The following is a 20059-nucleotide window of genomic DNA, read 5'->3' as shown; positions in this document are numbered from 1 at the left end:
ATGTTATATAAAGAAAAAAATCCCCATGGGGGAGATGTTTATCAAGGGAAAATTACTTTGGATTTTTCTGCCAATACCAATCCTTTTGGCACGCCGAAAAAAGTGAAGGAAGCGATGATAAATGCAATGGATGAGATTTATCAATATCCAGATCCTTACTGTCGAGAACTTGTAAAAGCCATTGCAGAATGGGAAGGGATCCCGAAAGATTATGTTTTGGTTGGAAATGGAGCGGCGGATTTGATTTATAGTTATTGCGAAAGCCTGTCTCCTAAAAAGGCCCTGGAATTGGCGCCGACTTTTTCAGAATATCATTTGGCTTTGGAAAAAAATAACTGTGAAGTAGAGCGATTTTTCTTAAAAAAGGAGAAAAATTTTTTGGTGGATCGGTCCTTTGTGTCCTATTTGGAAGATTCAGATGCTGAAGTGGTTTTCTTGTGCAATCCAAACAATCCCACAGGACAACTAATTCCTCAAAGAATTTTAGAGGAGTTGGTAGGGGTTGCAAAGGAAAGGGGAATGTTCCTTTTTGTGGATGAATGTTTTTTGGATTTATCTGATTATGGGAAAAGCCTAAAATTTTTACTAAAGGAAAATCCTCACTTGTTTTTGTTAAAGGCCTTTACAAAAAGTTACGGACTGGCAGGAGTGCGATTAGGATACGGCCTTTCCTCTAATGAAGAATTGTTAAGGAAAATGAGCCGCAACACTCAGTCTTGGAACGTTTCTACTTTGGCTCAAAAAGCGGGAATTGCTGCTTTGGGAGAGGGAGAATTTTTGAAAAATACAAAATCTTATATGTATCGGGAACGGGAATGGATGAAAAGTCAATTGGAACAGTTGGGATATTTTGTCTGTCCTTCCCATGGAAATTTTTTGTTGTTTCAAGGGGATCCAAAATTAGGAGAACAATTGTGGGAAAAGGGAATTTCTATTCGAAATTGTGATAATTATTTTGGTTTGGAACCAGGATGGTATCGCATAGGGATTCGCCTGCGGGAAGAAAATAAAAAATTGCTTTTGGCTTTACAGGACTTGTCTTAAAGGAAAGTGTATGGCAAAAATTTTATGTATTATAGATGGAATGACGGATTCGGGATTTTTCCCAAAAAACTATAAAAATTTATCTCAAATGGAATTTTTCGGCTGGGAAGATACCGCCTCTGGAAGAACTCCAGAAACTTTACCTTGTGTTCTCCATTTGTTGGGAATTAAGAAAATCCCCTATTATTTGCGTGGATATTTGGAAGCTTTAGGAGCGGGTATTCCTGTAGAAAAAGAGGACTTGATTTTGCGGGGAAGTCGGTATTTTTTGGATGAGAATCATGTTCCTTCTCGGCCTTGCAATGAAGAATTTCAAATGGAAATAGAGGGAGGGCGTTACTACCCTTTGGAAGGGTATCAATCTTTGTTTGTGTTTCTCAAAGGGGCCCCTTTGGTAGAAAAAATTCAGACTTTTGGACCCCACGAAATAAAGGGAAGAAAAGTAGAAGAACTTCAACCAACGGGCCATTTGCTTTTGGAAAAAGTTTTTCAAAAGGGAATGCAAAAAGATAGTTGTATTCTTCTTTGGGGAGAATCGGTTGCAACCTCACCGCCCAAAAGGTATAAAAACTGGGGAATGGTAACGGGAAAAAATCTATTAAAAGGAATGGGGAAGTGGTTGGAGATGGAAGTGGCCTCTTTAGAGGGGGCGACAGGAGATACGGATACAGACTTGGAAGAAAAGGGAAAGAAAGCGCTAGAACTCGCTGAAAGGTTTCCCTTCGTTCTTCTTCATATAAACGGGGCGGATGAAGCGTCCCATCGAAGAAATTTCAAAGAAAAAGAAGAATTTTTACAAAAAATAGACCAGCAGGTTCTAAAAAAATTATTAGAGTCAAAGCACGAAATCCTTGTTACCTCAGACCATGGAACAGATCCTAAAACGGGGGAACATTTAGGAGATTTACAACCCATGTATAAAAAAAGAGACAGGCCTTAAAGCCGGTCTTCTTTTTTTATATAAATATAATGGTTTTGATTGGACTCTTCTGGTAAAAATTCATAGGAATCCAAGGAAAAATCTTTTAATGCTTCTCGCTCTGTGATTTCATTTTCGGCGATATATTTTACCATAAGGCCGCGGCCTTTTTTTGAAATGGTAGAATGCTTCTTTCGCCTGCCTTCTTTTTCTTCAAAAAAAGAAAAATCCAACCAATTTTTGTATTCCTTTCCAAAAATAGAAGAGAATTCATTACTAGCCAAGTTCCAAATTTCTTCTTCTGGAGAAAGGATATGGGGAAGCTCTTTTTTCCAAAGAGATTTTAGCGTTTTTCCCTCTACTTTTAGTCCCATGGTAAAATCCAAACGATAAGGTTTTATAGGCGTGCTGGGAGAGATGGGGCCGTATAAAGCAGAAAAAATACGCAGATGTTGATCCAAAAAAGGAGGAACGGGATTTGAAAATGTTTCGTGTTCCATGGTGCGATAGGACAATCCGTGGTATAGGGATAAGGCTTCGTAAAAGGGCAATTTTTCATAATTTTGTATACAAAAATAGGCTCTTTCAAAAGCTTCTCCCTCTAGTTTCCACAACTGTTTAAGTTCTTTCCTAGACATTTTATAAAATTGTGATACGATAGTAGAAACAACAGAATTAGAAGGGCCATTTTGGGCAATCGGATGGCTTTCTAACATTTCTTTTGCTGGCGAAAATAAAATGATCATAAAATCTTCCTTTCTGGATTTATTATAACAAAAGGGAAAATATTTTGAAATTTTTCTGTAATAATTTGCAATCCTACGTTGGCTTTGCCCACTACTCGGGTAAGAAATAGGAAAGAAGGATATTTCTGTGAAGGAGGAAGGATATGATTTTAATTGGATATAAAAAATGTTCCACATGTAGAAAGACGGAAAAATTTTTAGAAGAAGCAGGAGTGGAATTTGTCTATAGAGAGATTGATAAAGACAATCCCTCTGTAGAGGAATTGAAGAAATGGCACGAGATAAGTGGCCTAGATATTAAGAAATTTTTTAATACCAGTGGAATCATTTACCGAGAAAAGAAATTAAAAGACAAATTACCGAATTTGTCTTTAGAAGAAAAATATGAATTGTTGGCAACAGACGGAAAGCTTGTAAAGAGGCCAATTCTTTTAGATGGAGAAAAAATTTACGTAGGAAAAGACGCCGTTAATTTTGCTGAAGAGACGACCTAGAAGGATTGTTTCGAAGCCCTAAAAAAATACTCCATATTTTTTAGGGGGGGGGTAGACAGATGAGCAATTATGAAAAACTGAATTATCTAATGTAAATTACAGATTCTAGCAATCGAGAGATTGCTGCCGCTCTTCATTTTAGTGACTCCTATATTTCGAAGATTCGAAATGGGACCAGGAGAATTAAGAATATAGAAGCTTACCATTTAATTGCGACTTTTTTTGCCAAAAAGTTTATGGTGGAACCTGTTTTTGTAGAAAAACTGAAGGCTTTTGGGGTCTATCATTTGTTTGTAAAAGGGCAAATGGATTTGAAGTGGATTATTTACGAGTGGTTATATAACGACGTGGATACCGATTTCTTCACTTTTTTCTCAAACTTTACGCGAGAAAAATTAGAAGGAGAAAAGATTCGTTGTGAAAATAAATCTGGAGAAGAATTACGACTTCTAAATCAAATGACCTTTGGGCATAAAAACGTCATGACGTTCTTTGGACAAAAGGGAATTCGAGAGGCTGAGGAGAAGCTATATAAAGAAGCGAAGAAAAAGAAAAAAGAGATCGGAAAGGTTTATATTTTAAGCGACCGTAAAAATCGAATGAATTTTGTCTCTTCAAGTACAAACTACAATAAAAAACTAATGGAATTTTTTTATAGACGAAGACATTGAAGTAAATGTAATTTATAATATTTCTCCTCCTATATTTAATTTAGAGGAATTATTGGACTCATCCATTCCTTTCTATGAAAGTTCAAATATCGTTCCTTGGACTTATTCTTCTCCTTACAATCCAATTTTTGTGCATATGTATTATATTGTAGAGGGTGTAGGTGCTTTTTCTACTTTTGGATTGGAAGAAAATAGAGATTTAGATGTTACGGTTTTTTCTACGGATCCAAAATATATCTCCCACATGGAACAACAGTTTGAAATACTGCTGAAATATTCTGACTTAATGGCGAAAAAATTAGGATCGGGAGATTTTCTTCGATTTATTCATACCTATTGTGAACATTGGGATGAGGGGAATATTTTAAGTATTTCCAAATATCCGACATTGGTAAGCCTTACTCCAAAGTTGTTAAAAGAAACGATGAATCGCTTTGAAATGGAAACAATGGGAGAACTGTTCCTTGCTACAAAAGAAAAGCTAATTGAAAACTTGAATGAATATACCTTTACAGAAATTATTGAAGAAACCTCCTTTGATCCAGAAAATACAGATCCTTTCCCTATGACGCCAGATTCTAAGAGATATTTGAGTGTGGAACAACAGATAGAGCGCTTTGAGGAATTGAAGCGTTTGATGTTGACTTACGAGAATTATGAAGTCTATACCTATCCAGTAGATGACGATATAAAATCGGTTCACATTAACCCTAATTCCGGGGTGCTCTTAGAAGTGAAGAATAAAAAGAAGGTTGGGTATTTGATTGAAGACGAGCGGATTATTCATATGCTATCCTACTATTTCCGAAATCGATTTGTATTGCCAAATGCAATTTCAAAACAGGATATGTTAGAGAAAATTGACAAAAAAATAGAATCCTTAGAGAAACGCTTAAACTCAGATAAGAAGAAATAAAATAAATAAAAAGACCGGGAATGAATTCCTGGTCTTTTTTTATGAAAAATTATCGAGTAATATCGGGAAGTTTTCTAGAGGCTTTGAAGCCAAATACACGTGGATTGGCTTTTGAGTCAAAGAAATCTGTACATAGGTTCATAAGCAAAATAGCGGCTCCAATTCCTCCTGGTAATCCAAAACTAAAGCGTAGGATGCCTGTTAAAATTCCAATGGCCAAAGCAAAGTAGATTTTGGCTTTGGGATTTAGTGGAGAAGAGGAGTAGTCCGTTACCATAAATACAGAAGCAAACATAACCGTTCCGGAAAGAACGTGATATAAAGCGTATTCGTAATTGGATTTACTGAAAAGAAGGGCGGTAACAAAAAGCCCAACTAATGTAGCAAGAGGTACGCCGCCGTGAATAACTTTTCGAAAAATCAAATAGGCAGCACCGAGAAGAATGGCCCACTTGGTTGTTTCGCCGATTCCTCCACCAATGTTTCCCATAAATACATCCATCATTTGAGGAGCTCCTTGGGCAATATCGGTCTGGCCGTTTCCGATAAATTCCAATGGTGTTGCCGTGGCCACCATATCTGGTCCCGGGGTAACCCAATTGGTCATATAAGGAGTTAGGGTGATTTTAATAACTACACGGGAAAAAACGGCTGGATTTAGGCGGTTTTTTCCAAGTCCTCCTGGTAATTGTTTTACCAGAACAATGGCAATAAATGTTCCCAGTAAAACAATCCAATAAGGAGCGGTAACTGGATAGGAAAGAGCGACCAAAAGTCCGGTTACAGCAGCAGAAAAATCGCTAATGGTCGTTTCTTTACCCTGAATTTTTTGTACAAGAAACTCAAAGAAAATGGCAGAGCCAATGCCGAGGAGAATCATGAATAGAGATTTGAATCCAAAATTTACAATGGCCATAATAGAAACGGGTATTAAAGCGATTAAAACATCTCGCATAATAACATCCGTTGAGCGACGAGTTCGAAAATAGGGGGCTTTTGCAATGAGACTCATGACTGGGCCTCCTTCCATTGGTTGTTAAGGGCTTGAATATTTTCCAAAAGAGGAATTCTTGCGGGGCAAATATAAGTGCAAGATCCACAGGAAATACAAGATTCAGACTGGAGTTGAGGTACTAGGTCAACGCGATCTTCTTTATAGCTATTGCTAATAAGAACGGGCTGTAGACCAACCGGGCAAACTTCAATACATTGAGCGCATTGAATACAAGGGGTCTCCTTAGGCAAATCCTTAGGATCCATAAATAACAAAGTGGTGGTATCTTTATCAATAGGAAAATCATAATTTTCGAAAGATTTTCCCATCATAGGGCCACCGTTAATGGGAAGAATTTCCCCTTCTTCTAGACCGCCACAGGATTCAATGGCTACAGAAACAGGCGTGCCCATAGGTACCATTAAGTTTTTGGGTTCTTTTAATTTGGGGCCTGTAACCGTAACAACCCGGTGGGTGAGAGGCTTTCCTAAAAGACAAGCATCATACATAGCTTTTACAGTAGAAACATTGGATTGTAGAATGCCGTAATGTCCGGGCCTCTTTCCTTCCTCAACTTCTACATTGATGACTTCTTCAATTTGTAAATTTGCATGTCCTTGAGGATACTCTGCATCCAAAAGATGGATGACAATATCTTCTCTACCAGAATCTAAAATGGCATTTTCCAAAGAAGCAATGGCTTCGGTCATAGGTTTTTCCAAAGCAATATAAGCTTTTTCCAATTCGTAAATGTCACAAATCAATCCAACACCATCCACAACTTCTTGGGCAAATTCCACCATAACTCGGTGGTCTGTAGTAGAGAACGGTTCACATTCGGCTCCATTTACAACAAGATATTTGGTGCTTTCTTTCTCCTGATCGTATTTGACAGAAGTAGGGAATCCTGCGCCTCCTTTTCCTGTAATTCCAGATTCTCTAAGGCGATCCTGGAACTCTTCTGGAGAAGAGTTTTTTGTTAAAAGAGGGAGGGTCTCTTCTTCATATTTTCCATCGTTTTCAATCAGTAGAGTTGTTTTTTCTCCACGAAAAGAAGGGAGGGTTTCCATTCCAACAACTTTTCCCGAAACGGAAGAATGAATGTTGGCAGAAATTCCTCCTTGCGCTTCGCCGATTTTTGTGCCGACCTTTACGATATCTCCAATTTTTACCACAGGTTTGGCATCTTCTCCTATATGCATGCTCATAGGAAAGTAAAGGATTTTGGGGGCTTCCAAAAGTTCGATAAGTAAATTTTTTGTGGCGTCTTTGTTTTTGGGAACATGGACTCCACCGTGAATTTTTCGATTAAATATAGGCATAAAAAGTCCTTTCTAAAATAGTCTCTTAAGATTTAGATACCCTTTTTTTTCATAAAATAGCCATTTATAAAAGAAAGACAAACAAAAAACACCTTACAGGGGGGCTGTAAGGTGTTTTTATTTCACTTGGGAAATTTAGAAGGGCATTACTTCTTATCCCGAATGTCAATGATTAGCAGATTTCGTGAATCCATCCTTCTGGAGCTTCGATTTCACCAGCTTGCATACCTGTTAATGTATCATAAAGTTTCTTAGTAACAGGACCCATTTCTTCCATACCAGATGGGAAGCAGATTTCTTCGTCGCCGTTTACAATTTTACCTACTGGGCTGATAACAGCAGCAGTACCGCAAAGACCACATTCTGCAAAGTCTTTCAACTCAGCAACTTCTACTTTACGAGTAGTAACTTTCATTCCCAATACATGCTCAGCAACATATACTAAAGATCTTCTAGTGATAGAAGGAAGGATAGAATCAGATTTTGGAGTTACTAATTCGCCATCTTTTGTTACGAATAAGAAGTTAGCTCCACCAGTTTCTTCCACGTATTTTCTTTCTTTAGGATCTAAGAACATATTTTCATCGAATCCTTTAGAATGAGCATCATGATGTGCATGTAAACTCATAGCATAGTTCAAACCAGCTTTGATGTGACCAGTTCCGTGTGGTGCCGCACGGTCATAAGGGCTAACCATAAGAGTTAATGGTTTTGCTCCGCCTTTGAAATAAGGACCTACAGGCATAGTGATGATTCTGAATTGATATTCATCAGCAGGTTTAACGCCAATAACAGGACCAGTTGCGAACATTACAGGACGAATGTATAAAGAAGCGCCTGTTCCGTATGGTGGAACCCAAGCAGCGTTTGCTTTAACAACTTCATCAATCGCTTCAACGAATTTGTCTGCAGGATAAGCAGGCATTTCGATGTATTCAGCAGAATCTTGCAATCTTTGTGCGTTCATATCTGGACGGAAAACAACAATCTTGCCATCTTTTGTAGTATAAGCTTTACATCCTTCGAAAACAGTTTGTGAATAGTGCAATACGCCTGCACATTCGCTCATTGTTACGTTAGGATCTTCGATTAATTGTCCTTCTCCCCATTTGCCATCTTTGTAATCGGATATGTAGCGATAGTCAGTTACAGTATACTCAAATCCTAAGCTACCCCAATCTAAATTTTTCTTTTCCATGTTTACCTCCTACATGAATAAAACAACTATCATTTGACGACTTGATTATATCACGAAAAAAAGTTTTGTGAAGAGAAAAATTATGATATTTTTAATGGATTCCTATATTTTGAAAGGAGAAAACAACGGAAAAGGGCAGAAAATCAATCGTTTTCCGAAGAAAAAAATTTTTTGTAAAAAAAAGAAAAAATTTCTGTAAGACCGTATTATATTCCCATCCAAAGACTAGGAAAAAAGAAAAGAGGCAAAGAAAAACATTTGCCTCTGTCTTAAAATTATTCCCGAATTGTATTTTTAGAAAGTTGTTTTGTTTCGTGGAAATGCCAAATTCGATCCATATGGCGACGCATAAAAAGCATGGCCACTTCAGGGTCTTGATCTCGAATGGATTCATAGATGGGTAGGTGATAATGAGCGATATCTTTGTATGTCTCCCCAAAATTTGGGATTTCTGTAGCGGAATTGTTAATAGAGTCTTCGAAAAAATGATTCATAGCAGCGAAGTTTTCTGAAATCAAGATATTATGGGCCATTTTGGCAATGGATTCGTGAAAACGAAAATCAGCTTCCCTTACTTCATCGTAATTTTTGGCACGTTGTATACCTTCCAAACAAGCGTATAATTCAGGCAATTCATCTTCTTCCCGGTGAGTTGCAGCCAAAGCAACGGTCTTTGTTTCAAACATTTCGCGATATTCGATGATTTCCCGAACGCTGACATTGTTTAAGCTTGAAATGAGTTGCAAGTGATCTGACATAACCATTTGCGTGTGGTTGGTGATAAAGGTTCCATTTCCTCGTTTCGTTTCAAGTAAACCGGAGATTTCCAAGCTACGAACCGCTTCTCGGATGGTTGGGCGGCCAACATTAAAATGTTTCGCCATTTCCCGTTCTGAAGGGAGTTTATCACCGAGCTTAAATTTTCCCATTAAAATACTATTTTTAATCCCTTCTGCAACGATTAAGTATTGTGGACGTTCTTCCAAAGGATTTTCTAAGGTTTCGTCATTTATGATTTTTATATGCTCCATGTTGTCCCTCCTTTCTCTTTATTTTTCGAAATGAGATTTTCTATATTGATTGTATCGCATGGATTGAGAAAAATAAAGAAATGTTTTCATTTTGGCTATACCAAAATTTAGAACAAATAGAAATAAAGAAGGAAAATTCCCATTTACTTCGCGTTTTCAATGAAGATATTGAACGAAAAAGTCATTATATTTAAGAAAAAACGGGAAAATTTATTTTCCTGTAAAAATTTGGTAATACCAGTTGACATGGACTGTGAAAATGATATCATGGATATAAATCCAATTAGAATTTGAAAGTGAGGTATGTATGAAAATAGTTGTTTGTATTAAGCAGGTACCAGATACCACAGAGGTTAAGTTGGACCCTAAAACCAACACTTTGATTCGTGAAGGTGTTCCTAGCATCATCAACCCAGATGATAAAGCAGGTTTGGAATTTGCTTTGCGTCTAAAAGATACATATGATGCAAACGTAACCGTAGTTACAATGGGACCTCCACAAGCAGAGCTTGCTTTGCGTGAAGGTTTAGCAATGGGCGCAGATGATGCGGTATTGTTAACAGACCGTGCTTTTGGAGGCGCTGATACTTGGGCGACTTCTACTACAATTGCCGGTGCATTGAAAAACTTAGATTACGATATTATTATCACTGGTCGTCAAGCGATCGATGGTGATACGGCACAAGTTGGTCCTCAAATTGCTGAGCATTTAGGACTTAACCAAGTTTCTTACGTGGAAGACGTAGAAAAAGAAGGCGATAAATTAATCGTTACACGTCAATTTGAAGATCGTTACCATACTTTAGAAGTGAAGATGCCATGTTTGCTTACTGTATTGGCAGAAGCAACAGATCCTCGTTTCATGTCTGTAAGCGGCATTTGGGATTCTTATGATAAAGAGATCACAGTTTGGGGTCTTGATGACATTAAGGACAACATTGATGTAGCAAACATTGGTTTGAAAGGTTCTCCTACAAAGGTTCGTAAATCTTATCCTAAACAAGGTAAGGGCCAAGGTATCCTCATCAAAGATGTTACAGCAGATCAAGCGGCTGATCGTATTTTAGCTACTTTGAAAGAAAAGTATATTATTTAGTTGGGAGGATGCTATGAGTAACGGAGTATTTGTATTTGTAGAACAACGCGATGGAGAAATCCAAAAGGTTGGTTTGGAACTTTTAGGTAAGGCCTCTGACTTAGCAAAAGATTTAGGTCAAGAAGTTACAGCCATTTTCTTTGGACACAACATCAAAGATAAAACAGAAAACTTAATTCAACATGGCGCAAACCGTGTCATCCTTGTTGAAGATGAAAAATTAAAAGAATATTTAACAGAGCCATATGCGAAATGTCTTTCTGAAGTAATTCGCAAATACGAGCCAGAAATCGTATTGTTTGGTGCGACTTCTATTGGTCGTGACTTGGCTCCTCGTTTGGCAGCTCGCATCCACACTGGTTTGACTGCGGACTGTACTTCTTTGGAAATTGAAGATGAAACCAAAAACCTTATGATGACTCGTCCTGCATTTGGTGGTAACTTAATGGCTACAATCGTTTGTGAAAACCATAGACCACAAATGGCAACCGTTCGTCCAGGCGTTATGCAAGCTTGTGACAAAGACGAAAACGCAAAAGGCGAAGTAATCGAAGAAAAAATCGACTTGTCTGACATTAGCGATGGAATTATCATTCGCGAAGTGAAAAAAGCAGAAAGTAAGAAAAAAGATATCACAGAAGCTAACATCTTAGTATCAGGTGGACGTGGTATTGGTGGTCCTGAAGGATTTGACGGATTGTCAGAATTGGCAAAAGAATTGGATGCTGAAATTTCTTCTTCTCGTGCCAACGTAGATGCTGGATGGATTGAAAAAGATCGTCAAGTTGGACAAACTGGTAAAACCGTTCGTCCTGAAGTATATTTTGCAATGGGTATTTCTGGAGCTATCCAACATATCGCAGGTATGGAAGAGTCTGATTTAATCATTGCAGTAAACAACAACGAAAATGCAGCTATCTTTGATGTAGCAGATGTTGGAGTTGTAGGAGATTTGAATGCGATTGTTCCTAAGTTAACAGAACGCATTCGCAAAGAAAAACAGTTGAAAGAGGATATGTAGTCTTAAAGAAAGGCGATGAATCAAATGAGTGAAAAAAAATTAATGCTTGAAGGCGTAAAGGTTATTGAGTTTGCGAACTTTGTAGCAGGTCCTTGCTGTGGTCGTTTATTGGCTGACTGGGGTGCTGAAGTTATTAAGATTGAACCTGATTTCGGAGACACAATGCGTGGCGTAGGAATCCAATGGTGTGCTCCAACAGATGAAGACGAAAATCCATTGTTCGAAAACGAAAATGCTGGGAAAAAAGGTATTGTCGTTAATGCGAATACGGAAGAAGGACAAAAAGTTGTTTATGACTTAGTAAAAGACGCAGATATTTTCTTAACAAACACTCGTCAAAAGGCATTAGTTCGATCTAAATTGGATTATGAAACATTAAAAGAAATCAATCCTGGTTTGGTTTATGGACATCTTTTAGGATATGGAGAAAAAGGTCCTGCAAAAGATACTCCAGCATTTGACTACACTGCATACTTTGCACGTGGTGGGGTAGCTATGGGTCTTATGGAAAAAGGAACCGCTCCATGTAATACAGCGGCTGCTTTTGGTGACCACTATGCTGGTATGAGTTTAGCTGCTGGTATCTTGGCTGCTTTGCATCGCAAAGAGCAAACTGGCAAGGGAGAAAAAGTAAGTGTTGCTTTATTCCACACTGCAGTATTTGGTATGGGTCTTCCTATTGTTAGTGCACAATATGGATACGAAATGCCAATTTCAAGAAAGAATCCACCAAATCCATTGAACACTACTTTCCAATGTGCTGATGGAGAATGGTTACAAATTGCTTTCTTCCAATATGACAAATGGTTCCCAGGATTCTGTGATATCGTAATCGAAAAACCAGAATACAAAGGTGGAAAATATTCTACATTAAAGAGCGCTGTAAAATATGTAGATGAATTCGTTCCTATGATGGAAGAAGAATTTGCAAAACGTCCATTCGCTGAATGGAAAGAACGTTTAACAGAAGCTGGAATCCCATTTGAAAAATTGCAAACACCTGGCGACTTGCTAGATGATGAACAATGTTGGGCAAATGACTACTTGTTCAAACACACTTATGAAAGTGGGAATGAAGGGGTACTTTACAACACTCCAGTATTGTTTGAATCTCAAGGCTTCAAAGATTTCGTAAGAGCTCCTAAGAAAGGGGAACACACAATTGAAACTTTGAAAGAACTTGGATATAGTGATGAACAAATTGAAGAATTAAGAAACGCGAACGTTATTGCGTAATAGAAAGAGGAAAATATGTATACGTTAGGATTGGATTTTGGTTCTACCGCATCAAAAGGGGTTATTCTTAAGGATGGGAAAGAAATTGTAACACATGCTTTGGTACCTTTTGGAACGGGTACAACAGGACCGCAAAAGGTAAAAGAATTGTTGCAAGAAAAAAGTGGAATCCCATTGGAAGAGATTTCCTTTACCGTTGTTACCGGTTACGGAAGAATGAAGTACAAAGAAGAAAATGATCAACAAATTTCAGAGCTAAGTTGCCATTCAAAAGGCGTAAGCTTCTTATATCCAAATGCTCGGACCATTATTGATATTGGTGGACAAGATGTAAAGGCGATGAAACTAGATGCTTCTGGAAGAATGATTAATTTTATGATGAATGACAAATGTGCCGCTGGTACGGGTCGTTTTTTGGACGTAATGTCCAATGTTTTGGAAACAAAAAATTCCGAGCTGGGAAACTTAGATGCAAAAGCAACATCACCGGTATCCATTTCTAGTACGTGTACAGTATTTGCCGAATCAGAAGTTATTTCACATCTTTCAAGCGATGCAAGTTTGGAAGATATAGTGGCCGGAATTCACATTTCCGTAGCCAAACGAGTTGCAAGTTTGGTAAAACGTGTGGGGGTTGAACAAGAGGTCATCATGGTTGGTGGCGTTGCGCAAAACTCAGGTGTAGTACGAGCATTAGAGCGTAGTTTGGAGACGGAAATTAAAGTTCCTGAATTGGCACAGTTTACAGGTGCCTTAGGAGCGGCAGTTTTCGCCTATGAAAAGAATCAGAAAGCGTAGGGGGTAAAAATGGCAGATAACGCAATGAGCAAAATCAATAGTTTGTTAGCACAATCGTACAAAGAGGCTTGGGAAGCAAAAGAAAAAGGAATCCCAGTAGGTTGGTCTACTTCTGTATTCCCACAAGAGTTGGTAGAAGCTTTTGGCTTACCACTTTGCTATCCTGAAAACCAAGCGGCAGGTTTGGCTGCGAAAAAAGAAGCCTTAGGTTTAGAAGAAGCGGCAGAAGGCGTAGGATACTCCATCGACTTGTGCGCGTATGCACGTACAAATTTTGGATTCCTAGAAAAAGGTGGATCTGAAAACTTGAACATGCCACTACCTGATTTTGTTTGCTGCTGTAATAACATTTGTAGCGAAGTAGTAAAATGGTATGAAAATTTAGCGAGAGAATTAGATATTCCTCTAATTATGATCGATACTCCATTTAACAATGAAGACGAAGTTACAGAAAGCCGTATTGAATACTTCAAAGGTCAATTTGAACATGGTATTAAACAATTGGAAGAATTGACTGGAACAAAATTTGATCCAGAAAGATTGGCAGAAGTTATGGAAATCTCTGGAAAGAACGGTAGATTATGGAAAGAATCTATGCAACTTTCTAAAGATACCTATCCATCTCCAATGAACGGATTTGATTTATTTACTTACATGTCTGTAATCGTATGTTACAGAGGAAAGAAAGAAACAACAGAAGCTTTCGAATTATTGATCGAAGAACTAAAACAAAATGCAGTAGAAGGAAAATCTTCTTTCCGCGGCGAAGAAAAATACAGAATTATGATGGAAGGAATTCCATGTTGGCCATCTATCGGTTTCAAAATGAAATCTTTAGCAAAATATGGTGTAAACATGACTGGTTCTGTATATCCATATGCATGGGCTTTGGAATATGAAAAGAACGACTTAGCAGGATTGGCAAGAGCTTACAGCTCTATGTTTAACAATGTAAACATGGACAAGATGGTTGAATACAGAAACCAATCTCTAGAAGATGGTAACTGTGTAGGTACTTTCTATCACTTGAATCGTAGTTGTAAATTAATGAGCTTTATCCAACCAGAAATGGCACGTAGAGTATACGAAGATACACAACTTCCATACGCTGCCTTTGACGGAGACCAAGCGGATCCAAGAGCTTTCTCAAAAGCACAATTTGAAACTAGACTTCAAGGTTTGATTGAAGTTATGGACGAAAATGAGGAGGCAACAAAATGATAAAGGAACTATTAAAACAATGCGAAGATGTCGCTTTGAATCCAAAAGATGTAATTGGTAAATACAAAGAAGATCGAAAAGTAATTGCAATGGCTCCATTGTACGGACCAGAAGAATTGGTTTATGCAGCAGGAATGTTGCCAGTAGGAATCTGGGGATCTTACAAAGTAGAAATTGACTTAGCAAAACAATATTTCCCCGCTTTCTGTGCTTCTGTAATTATGGCGGACATGGAACTTGCCCTAAACGGAACTTACGAAAAATACATTGACGCAGTAATTATTCCAGGTATGTCTGATACATTAAATAGTTTTGGTCAAAACTGGAAATCTGGCGTTAAAAATATTCCATTCATTTCTATTGTATATCCACAAAATCGTAAAATTGAATGTGGAGTGAAATTCTTAACAGCAGAATTAGAAGACGTTAAGAAAAAATTAGAAGAGATTGCAGGAAAAGAAATCACAGAAGAAGCATTGGCAGAAGCCATTGACTTATACAATGCTCATCGCAAAGCAATGAGAGATTTCTCTGAATTAGCAGCATCTCATCCAAATACAGTAGATAATAGAGGACGTGCTTTTGTTTATAAGAGTGCACACTTTATGGACAAAAAAGATCATTTAGAAATCGTTGAAAAAATCAACGAAGAATTAAAAAATCTTCCAGAAGAAGAATTTGCAGGCAAACGCGTTGTAACAACTGGTTTGATTTTAGACGACGAATCTACACTACAAGCTTTAGAAGACAACAACTTAAGAATTGTAGGGGATTTGGTGGCTCATGAATCCATCCAATACAACACAGACGTTCCTGCTGATGGAGAAAATGCTTTGGAAAGAATCGCCAATCAATGGAGAGACATCGAAGGATTTACAGCAGCCTATGATCCTAAAAAACTTAGAGGAATCATGGTGGGTGAATTGGCGAAAGAAAGAAAAGCCGACGGGGTAATCTTTGCGCTATTGAAATTCTCAGATTTTGAAGAATACGATATGCCAATCTGTTTGAGAGATATTCGAGATGCGGGATTCCCAGTGGTTGAATTTGATGTAGATCAACAAGATAATAGTTCTGAACAAGTGAAGACAAGAGTCCAATCTTTCTCAGAAATGCTATAAGCGGGAGGCGCGAATGAACTTTACGAAACAACAAGAATTATTGAGACAAAACGTACTTGAATTTGTAAAAAGAGAAATGGCAGAATATCCTGAAATTTCTGACAAAGAAGGCGGTTTGCCTCAAGATATTATTGAGAAATTAGCGAAATATCAATTCATTAGTCCAATCATTCCACGTGAATACGGTGGAGCAGGCGCGGACTATGTATCTTATGCCATTATCATGGAAGAAATTAGTCGTCGTTGTGCATCAACTGGTACATTTATTACAGCCGGTGCTTCATTGGCAGCTCTTCCATTGTTAAACTATGGTACAGAAGAACAAAAACAAAAATACCTAAGAGGATTAGCTACTGGTGAAATGATCGGATGTTTCGGTTTAACAGAACCAGGAGCAGGATCTGACGCAGGGGCAACAGCAACAACAGCTGTATTAGATGGAGACGAATACATCCTTAACGGACGTAAATGTTTTATCACAAACGCTCCATTTGCTGATTTCGCTATTATCTCTGCCGTTACAGACAAATCCAAAGGTACCAAAGGAATCTCTACTTTCATCGTAGAATCTAAATGGGACGGATGGTCTGTAGGTGCTCACGAAGACAAAATGGGTATTCGTGGAACAGAAACTTCTGATATCGTATTAGATAACGTACGTGTACCAAAAGAAAATCTTTTAGGTAAAGAAGGAAAAGGCTTCAGCATCATGTTAAATACATTGGATGCAGGACGTATTGGGGTAGCTGCACAAGCCGTTGGAGTAGCTCAAAGTGCTTTAGATGAAGCAACAAAATACGTAAAAGAAAGAGTTCAATTTGGAAAGCCATTGGCAAGTTTCCAAAACACACAATTCAAATTGGCTGAAATGGCTACACAAGTTCAAGCCGCTCGTTTGTTAGTATACGATGCAGCACAAACAAAAGACAAAGGGGAAAACCCAGGAATGCAATCTGCTATGGCAAAATACTATGCTGCAGAAACAGCAAACCAAGTAGCTTATGAAGCATTGCAATTACACGGTGGATACGGATTCATTAAAGATTATCCAATCGAAAGAATTTACCGTGATGCAAGAATTCTTTCTATCTACGAAGGAACATCACAAGTTCAAAAAATGGTAGTAGCAGGAAATTTATTAAAGTAATAGGATACAAGAGAAGAGAAATATAACTTTATATTTCTCTTCCTCTTTATCATAAGTAAGTGCATAACTATTTTAGAAAGGAACACAAAGGAGAAGTGTAATGCTTATTTATATTGCTGGATCTGGAGCTATGGGATGTAGAATGGGTTACAACCTACACAAGGCTGGAAATGATGTTATTTTCTTGGACAATTGGCAAGAACACATTGACTGTGTAAAAGAAAATGGTCTAAAAATCACAGGGGATGTAGAAGAAACTGTACAAGTTGAAATGATGCGTCCAGAAGAAGCTACCAGAGAAGCTGATGTAGTTATCGTATTGGTAAAAGCTATGCAATTACCAGAAATGATGGGTAAAATTCAAGGGATTGTTGGAGAAAATACAAAAATTCTTTGCTTGTTAAATGGTTTAGGACACGAAGACGTATTGAAACAATACGTTCCAGAAAAAAATATTCTTTTGGGTGTAACCATTTGGTTAGCAACATTAGTAGGACCTGGACATGCAAACCTAGCAGGAACTGGTACAATCTTCCTTCAAAGTTTGGATAAGAGCGGTGAAGAAGTAGGACGTCAAGTAGCAGAAGTATTAGACAACGCAGGATTAAACGCAAGCTACAATGAAGATGTAATGCCACTAATTTGGCGTAAAGCAGCAGTAAACGGAACAATGAACTCTACTTGTGCTTTATTAGATTGCAAAATTGAAGAATTATTTGCAAGCGAAGCAGGGTTAAAAATTGTAAACCATATTATTGATGAATTCTATGAAGTTGCTATTGCTGAAGGTGTTAACGTTACCAGAGAAGAAATGGCAGAATATGTTGAAGAATCTTCTATTAAGGCAGCACACCATTATCCATCTATGCACCAAGATTTGGTTCAAAAAAATCGTGCAACTGAAATCGACTTCATCAACGGAGCAGTATACTCTAAAGGCCAACGCTTAGGTATTGAAACACCATATTGTGAACTATTAACAGAATTGGTTCACGCTAAGGAAAGCGTTTTGAAAATCTAAGTTTATTTTGAGAACCTGAAACAGGTAATATAAAATATTCTACAATGTGTAGAAAAACAATACCTGATGTGCTTTTAGTGCATCAGGTATTTAACTAAAAATACATAGGCAATGGAAAGGCGAGAGAAGCTGTAATTTTGCTCCTTTTCAATGTTTTGAGCAAACACCACGCCTTTTGCCTTTGTTCTCAGAAGAATTTCATAATTGATTTCTTGCCCCAATCTTGGATTTTGCAATGCAAGACGAAGGCAAAACACAACAGTAACGTATGCTATACGATCTGTAATCCTAAAATTAAAACAACAAAATCTGTATTTTATCGAAGTGCGCAAAAATACAGAAAGATCCCGTAGAAAAAACTGCGGGATTTTTGCTTTCTTACGTAGGCTTTTTCTTGTTTTTACACAAATTTAAGGTTCTTTCTGTTACAATTGATACTGAATATAAGGAAAGTGGTGAATCAATGTTACAAGTTTCAAATGTAAGTGTTTTGTTTCCTGATAAAAAACTTTTTGATGAGGTAAATTTGGTTTTTAATGAGGGAAATTGTTATGGGATTATTGGCGCCAATGGGGCTGGTAAGTCTACGTTTTTGAAGATTCTTTCGGGAGAAAAAGAGCCAACGACTGGGCATGTTTCTATGGGGAAAGATCAGCGTTTAAGTAAATTAAACCAAGACCATTATGCTTTTGAAGAAGAGATGGTGATTGATACAGTAATTCGTGGCAATCAAGAGTTGTTTGATATTATGAAGGAAAAAGACGCGATATATATGAAGGAAGATTTTTCTGATGAGGATGGTATCCGTGCAGGAGAGTTGGAAGCTTTGTTTGCGGAGATGAATGGATACGAGGCAGAGAGTGAAGCGTCTTTATTGTTGCAAGGTTTAGGGATTGGAACGGAGCAACACAATTTGTATATGAAGGATTTAATTGAATCGGACAAGGTAAAGGTTCTTTTGGCCCAAGCTTTGTTTGGAAATCCGGATGTTTTGCTTTTGGACGAGCCGACCAATGGTTTGGATGTTAAGGCGGTTCTTTGGTTGCAAGATTTCCTTTCGACTTTTGAAGGGGTTGTTATTATCGTTTCTCATGACCGTTATTTCTTAAATGAAGTTTGTACCCACATGGTGGATATTGACTTTGGAAAGATCAATATGGTAACTGGGAACTACGATTTTTGGTATGAGTCTAGCCAATTGGCTTTGAAACTTTTGAAGGAGCAAAATAAGAAGAAAGAAGAGAAAGTGAAGGAGCTGCAAGACTTTATTCAACGTTTCTCTGCCAATAAATCCAAATCAAAACAGGCGACAAGCCGTAAAAAACTTTTGGATAAGATTGATATTGAGGAAATTCGTCCTTCTTCTCGTCGTTATCCTTTTGTAGGGTTTAATTTGTCTCGTGAAGTGGGGAATGAAATTTTAACCATTGAAAATCTTTCTTCCAATGGGGAAAATGGAAAGTTAATCGATAATTTAAGTCTTCGGGTAAACAAAGGAGACAAGATTGGATTTATTGGCAATGAGCTTGCCATTACAAAATTGTTCGAGATTTTAATGGGAAAAACGGATGATTATGAAGGATCTTTCAAGTGGGGACAAACCATTACAACTAGCTATTTCCCTAAGGATAACAATGCATTTTTTGAGGGAGTGGATAAGACGTTGATTGATTGGTTGCGTCAATATAGTGAGGATCAATCAGAGATTGTAATGCGTGGATTGTTAGGTAAGATGTTGTTTTCAGGGGATGAGGCTTTGAAGAAGGCCAATGTTCTTTCTGGGGGTGAGAGAGTTCGTATGATGTTTTCTAAGATGATGATTGATCCGGTAAATGTTTTGATTTTTGATCAACCAACCAATCATTTGGATTTGGAGAGCATTGAGGCGGTAAATAATGGTTTGATTAACTTTAAGAGCAATTTGTTGTTTACTTCTTTGGACCATCAATTTGTTTCTTCGGTGGCCAATCGTATTGTGGAATTTTTTCCCGATGGAAGTTATCGCGATGTTTCCATGTCCTATGAAGAGTATATTGAGAAATTCATTGCGACAGAGGAATAAG

The 20059-nt window shown here is 37.7% G+C and carries 19 protein-coding genes; 14 read left to right on the top strand and 5 right to left on the bottom strand.

The genetic code is table 11. The features are described from left to right. Together LQU94_RS04915 and LQU94_RS04910 are read left to right on the top strand one after the other, a co-directional pair. On the top strand, positions 1-1044 hold the full coding sequence (locus LQU94_RS04915; protein ID WP_230696577.1) for a histidinol-phosphate transaminase: 1044 nt from the start codon (positions 1-3) through the stop codon (positions 1042-1044). Between the two features lie 10 nt (positions 1045-1054). Continuing rightward, entirely contained in the window at positions 1055-1984 is a 930-nt protein-coding gene (locus tag LQU94_RS04910; RefSeq protein ID WP_230696576.1) for a hypothetical protein, read from the top strand. Here the strand turns inward: LQU94_RS04910 and yaaA are convergent. Then, positions 1981-2709, bottom strand: a complete 729-nt coding sequence (gene yaaA, locus LQU94_RS04905) for a peroxide stress protein YaaA (RefSeq protein ID WP_230696575.1) — start codon at positions 2707-2709, stop codon at positions 1981-1983. The two genes, LQU94_RS04910 and yaaA, sit on opposite strands and share 4 nt — an antisense overlap. A 143-nt stretch (positions 2710-2852) precedes the next feature. Between yaaA and LQU94_RS04900 the strand changes: the two genes are divergently transcribed. From LQU94_RS04900 to LQU94_RS04890, 3 genes are all read left to right on the top strand, one after another. Beyond that, positions 2853-3203, top strand: a complete 351-nt coding sequence (locus tag LQU94_RS04900; protein WP_230696574.1) for a Spx/MgsR family RNA polymerase-binding regulatory protein — start codon at positions 2853-2855, stop codon at positions 3201-3203. Between the two features lie 236 nt (positions 3204-3439). Next, entirely contained in the window at positions 3440-3874 is a 435-nt protein-coding gene (locus LQU94_RS04895; protein ID WP_230696573.1) for a hypothetical protein, read from the top strand. A gap of 52 nt (positions 3875-3926) precedes the next feature. Beyond that, on the top strand, positions 3927-4790 hold the full coding sequence (locus tag LQU94_RS04890; protein WP_230696572.1) for a hypothetical protein: 864 nt from the start codon (positions 3927-3929) through the stop codon (positions 4788-4790). A gap of 49 nt (positions 4791-4839) precedes the next feature. Here the strand turns inward: LQU94_RS04890 and LQU94_RS04885 are convergent, their stop codons facing one another. The 4 genes from LQU94_RS04885 to LQU94_RS04870 all read right to left on the bottom strand — a co-directional run bounded on the left by LQU94_RS04885 (position 4840) and on the right by LQU94_RS04870 (position 9335). Further along, positions 4840-5802 (bottom strand): RnfABCDGE type electron transport complex subunit D, encoded by a 963-nt coding sequence (locus tag LQU94_RS04885; protein ID WP_230696571.1) that lies wholly within the window; start codon positions 5800-5802, stop codon positions 4840-4842. Beyond that, the gene (gene rsxC, locus LQU94_RS04880) at positions 5799-7106 is read right to left on the bottom strand and encodes an electron transport complex subunit RsxC (RefSeq protein ID WP_230696570.1); all 1308 of its coding nucleotides are present in this window, start codon (positions 7104-7106) and stop codon (positions 5799-5801) included. The genes LQU94_RS04885 and rsxC overlap by 4 nt, the downstream gene beginning before the upstream one ends. Before the next feature lie 172 nt (positions 7107-7278). Further along, positions 7279-8304 (bottom strand): branched-chain amino acid aminotransferase, encoded by a 1026-nt coding sequence (locus tag LQU94_RS04875; protein WP_230696569.1) that lies wholly within the window; start codon positions 8302-8304, stop codon positions 7279-7281. 275 nt (positions 8305-8579) lie between these two features. Continuing rightward, on the bottom strand, positions 8580-9335 hold the full coding sequence (locus tag LQU94_RS04870) for a FadR/GntR family transcriptional regulator (protein ID WP_230696568.1): 756 nt from the start codon (positions 9333-9335) through the stop codon (positions 8580-8582). A gap of 307 nt (positions 9336-9642) precedes the next feature. Here LQU94_RS04870 and LQU94_RS04865 point away from each other — a divergent pair, with 307 nt between their 5' ends. The 9 genes from LQU94_RS04865 to LQU94_RS04825 all read left to right on the top strand — a co-directional run bounded on the left by LQU94_RS04865 (position 9643) and on the right by LQU94_RS04825 (position 20058). Continuing rightward, positions 9643-10431: an electron transfer flavoprotein subunit beta/FixA family protein gene (locus LQU94_RS04865; RefSeq protein WP_230696567.1), complete on the top strand. Its 789-nt coding sequence runs from the start codon at positions 9643-9645 to the stop codon at positions 10429-10431. Between the two features lie 13 nt (positions 10432-10444). Then, a complete protein-coding gene (locus LQU94_RS04860; protein WP_230696566.1) occupies positions 10445-11452 on the top strand; it encodes an electron transfer flavoprotein subunit alpha/FixB family protein in 1008 nt (335 codons plus the stop codon). Between the two features lie 24 nt (positions 11453-11476). Next, complete coding sequence (locus LQU94_RS04855) at positions 11477-12688, top strand: CaiB/BaiF CoA-transferase family protein (RefSeq protein ID WP_230696565.1); 1212 nt, start codon at positions 11477-11479, stop codon at positions 12686-12688. Positions 12689-12703: 15 nt separating this feature from the next. Then, on the top strand, positions 12704-13486 hold the full coding sequence (locus tag LQU94_RS04850; RefSeq protein ID WP_230696564.1) for an acyl-CoA dehydratase activase: 783 nt from the start codon (positions 12704-12706) through the stop codon (positions 13484-13486). Positions 13487-13495: 9 nt separating this feature from the next. Further along, positions 13496-14707 (top strand): 2-hydroxyacyl-CoA dehydratase subunit D, encoded by a 1212-nt coding sequence (locus LQU94_RS04845; RefSeq protein ID WP_230696563.1) that lies wholly within the window; start codon positions 13496-13498, stop codon positions 14705-14707. Further along, on the top strand, positions 14704-15828 hold the full coding sequence (locus LQU94_RS04840; RefSeq protein WP_230696562.1) for a 2-hydroxyacyl-CoA dehydratase subunit D: 1125 nt from the start codon (positions 14704-14706) through the stop codon (positions 15826-15828). Before LQU94_RS04845 ends, LQU94_RS04840 begins: the two co-directional genes overlap by 4 nt. A 13-nt stretch (positions 15829-15841) precedes the next feature. Beyond that, positions 15842-16975 (top strand): putative isocaproyl-CoA dehydrogenase AcdB, encoded by a 1134-nt coding sequence (gene acdB / locus LQU94_RS04835; protein ID WP_230696561.1) that lies wholly within the window; start codon positions 15842-15844, stop codon positions 16973-16975. Between the two features lie 100 nt (positions 16976-17075). Continuing rightward, a complete protein-coding gene (locus tag LQU94_RS04830) occupies positions 17076-17996 on the top strand; it encodes a 2-dehydropantoate 2-reductase (protein WP_230696560.1) in 921 nt (306 codons plus the stop codon). Positions 17997-18459: 463 nt separating this feature from the next. Beyond that, positions 18460-20058, top strand: a complete 1599-nt coding sequence (locus LQU94_RS04825) for an ABC-F family ATP-binding cassette domain-containing protein (RefSeq protein WP_230696559.1) — start codon at positions 18460-18462, stop codon at positions 20056-20058. Position 20059 lies beyond the last annotated feature (1 nt).

Source organism: Peptoniphilus sp. KCTC 25270, from assembly GCF_021012875.1.
Taxonomy (GTDB): Bacteria; Bacillota; Clostridia; order Tissierellales; family Peptoniphilaceae; genus JAJMZJ01.
The sequence above is the reverse complement of the archived record's forward strand: the minus strand, read 5'-3'. Positions and strand labels throughout refer to the sequence as shown.

Coding starts and splice junctions, on each gene's coding strand:
- LQU94_RS04915 (WP_230696577.1), top strand. CDS start 1: ATGTTATATAAAGAAAAAAATCCCCATGGGGGAGATGTTTATCAAGGG.
- LQU94_RS04910 (WP_230696576.1), top strand. CDS start 1,055: ATGGCAAAAATTTTATGTATTATAGATGGAATGACGGATTCGGGATTT.
- yaaA (WP_230696575.1), bottom strand. CDS start 2,709: ATGATCATTTTATTTTCGCCAGCAAAAGAAATGTTAGAAAGCCATCCG.
- LQU94_RS04900 (WP_230696574.1), top strand. CDS start 2,853: ATGATTTTAATTGGATATAAAAAATGTTCCACATGTAGAAAGACGGAA.
- LQU94_RS04895 (WP_230696573.1), top strand. CDS start 3,440: ATGGTGGAACCTGTTTTTGTAGAAAAACTGAAGGCTTTTGGGGTCTAT.
- LQU94_RS04885 (WP_230696571.1), bottom strand. CDS start 5,802: ATGAGTCTCATTGCAAAAGCCCCCTATTTTCGAACTCGTCGCTCAACG.
- rsxC (WP_230696570.1), bottom strand. CDS start 7,106: ATGCCTATATTTAATCGAAAAATTCACGGTGGAGTCCATGTTCCCAAA.
- LQU94_RS04875 (WP_230696569.1), bottom strand. CDS start 8,304: ATGGAAAAGAAAAATTTAGATTGGGGTAGCTTAGGATTTGAGTATACT.
- LQU94_RS04870 (WP_230696568.1), bottom strand. CDS start 9,335: ATGGAGCATATAAAAATCATAAATGACGAAACCTTAGAAAATCCTTTG.
- LQU94_RS04865 (WP_230696567.1), top strand. CDS start 9,643: ATGAAAATAGTTGTTTGTATTAAGCAGGTACCAGATACCACAGAGGTT.
- LQU94_RS04860 (WP_230696566.1), top strand. CDS start 10,445: ATGAGTAACGGAGTATTTGTATTTGTAGAACAACGCGATGGAGAAATC.
- LQU94_RS04855 (WP_230696565.1), top strand. CDS start 11,477: ATGAGTGAAAAAAAATTAATGCTTGAAGGCGTAAAGGTTATTGAGTTT.
- LQU94_RS04850 (WP_230696564.1), top strand. CDS start 12,704: ATGTATACGTTAGGATTGGATTTTGGTTCTACCGCATCAAAAGGGGTT.
- LQU94_RS04845 (WP_230696563.1), top strand. CDS start 13,496: ATGGCAGATAACGCAATGAGCAAAATCAATAGTTTGTTAGCACAATCG.
- LQU94_RS04840 (WP_230696562.1), top strand. CDS start 14,704: ATGATAAAGGAACTATTAAAACAATGCGAAGATGTCGCTTTGAATCCA.
- acdB (WP_230696561.1), top strand. CDS start 15,842: ATGAACTTTACGAAACAACAAGAATTATTGAGACAAAACGTACTTGAA.
- LQU94_RS04830 (WP_230696560.1), top strand. CDS start 17,076: ATGCTTATTTATATTGCTGGATCTGGAGCTATGGGATGTAGAATGGGT.
- LQU94_RS04825 (WP_230696559.1), top strand. CDS start 18,460: ATGTTACAAGTTTCAAATGTAAGTGTTTTGTTTCCTGATAAAAAACTT.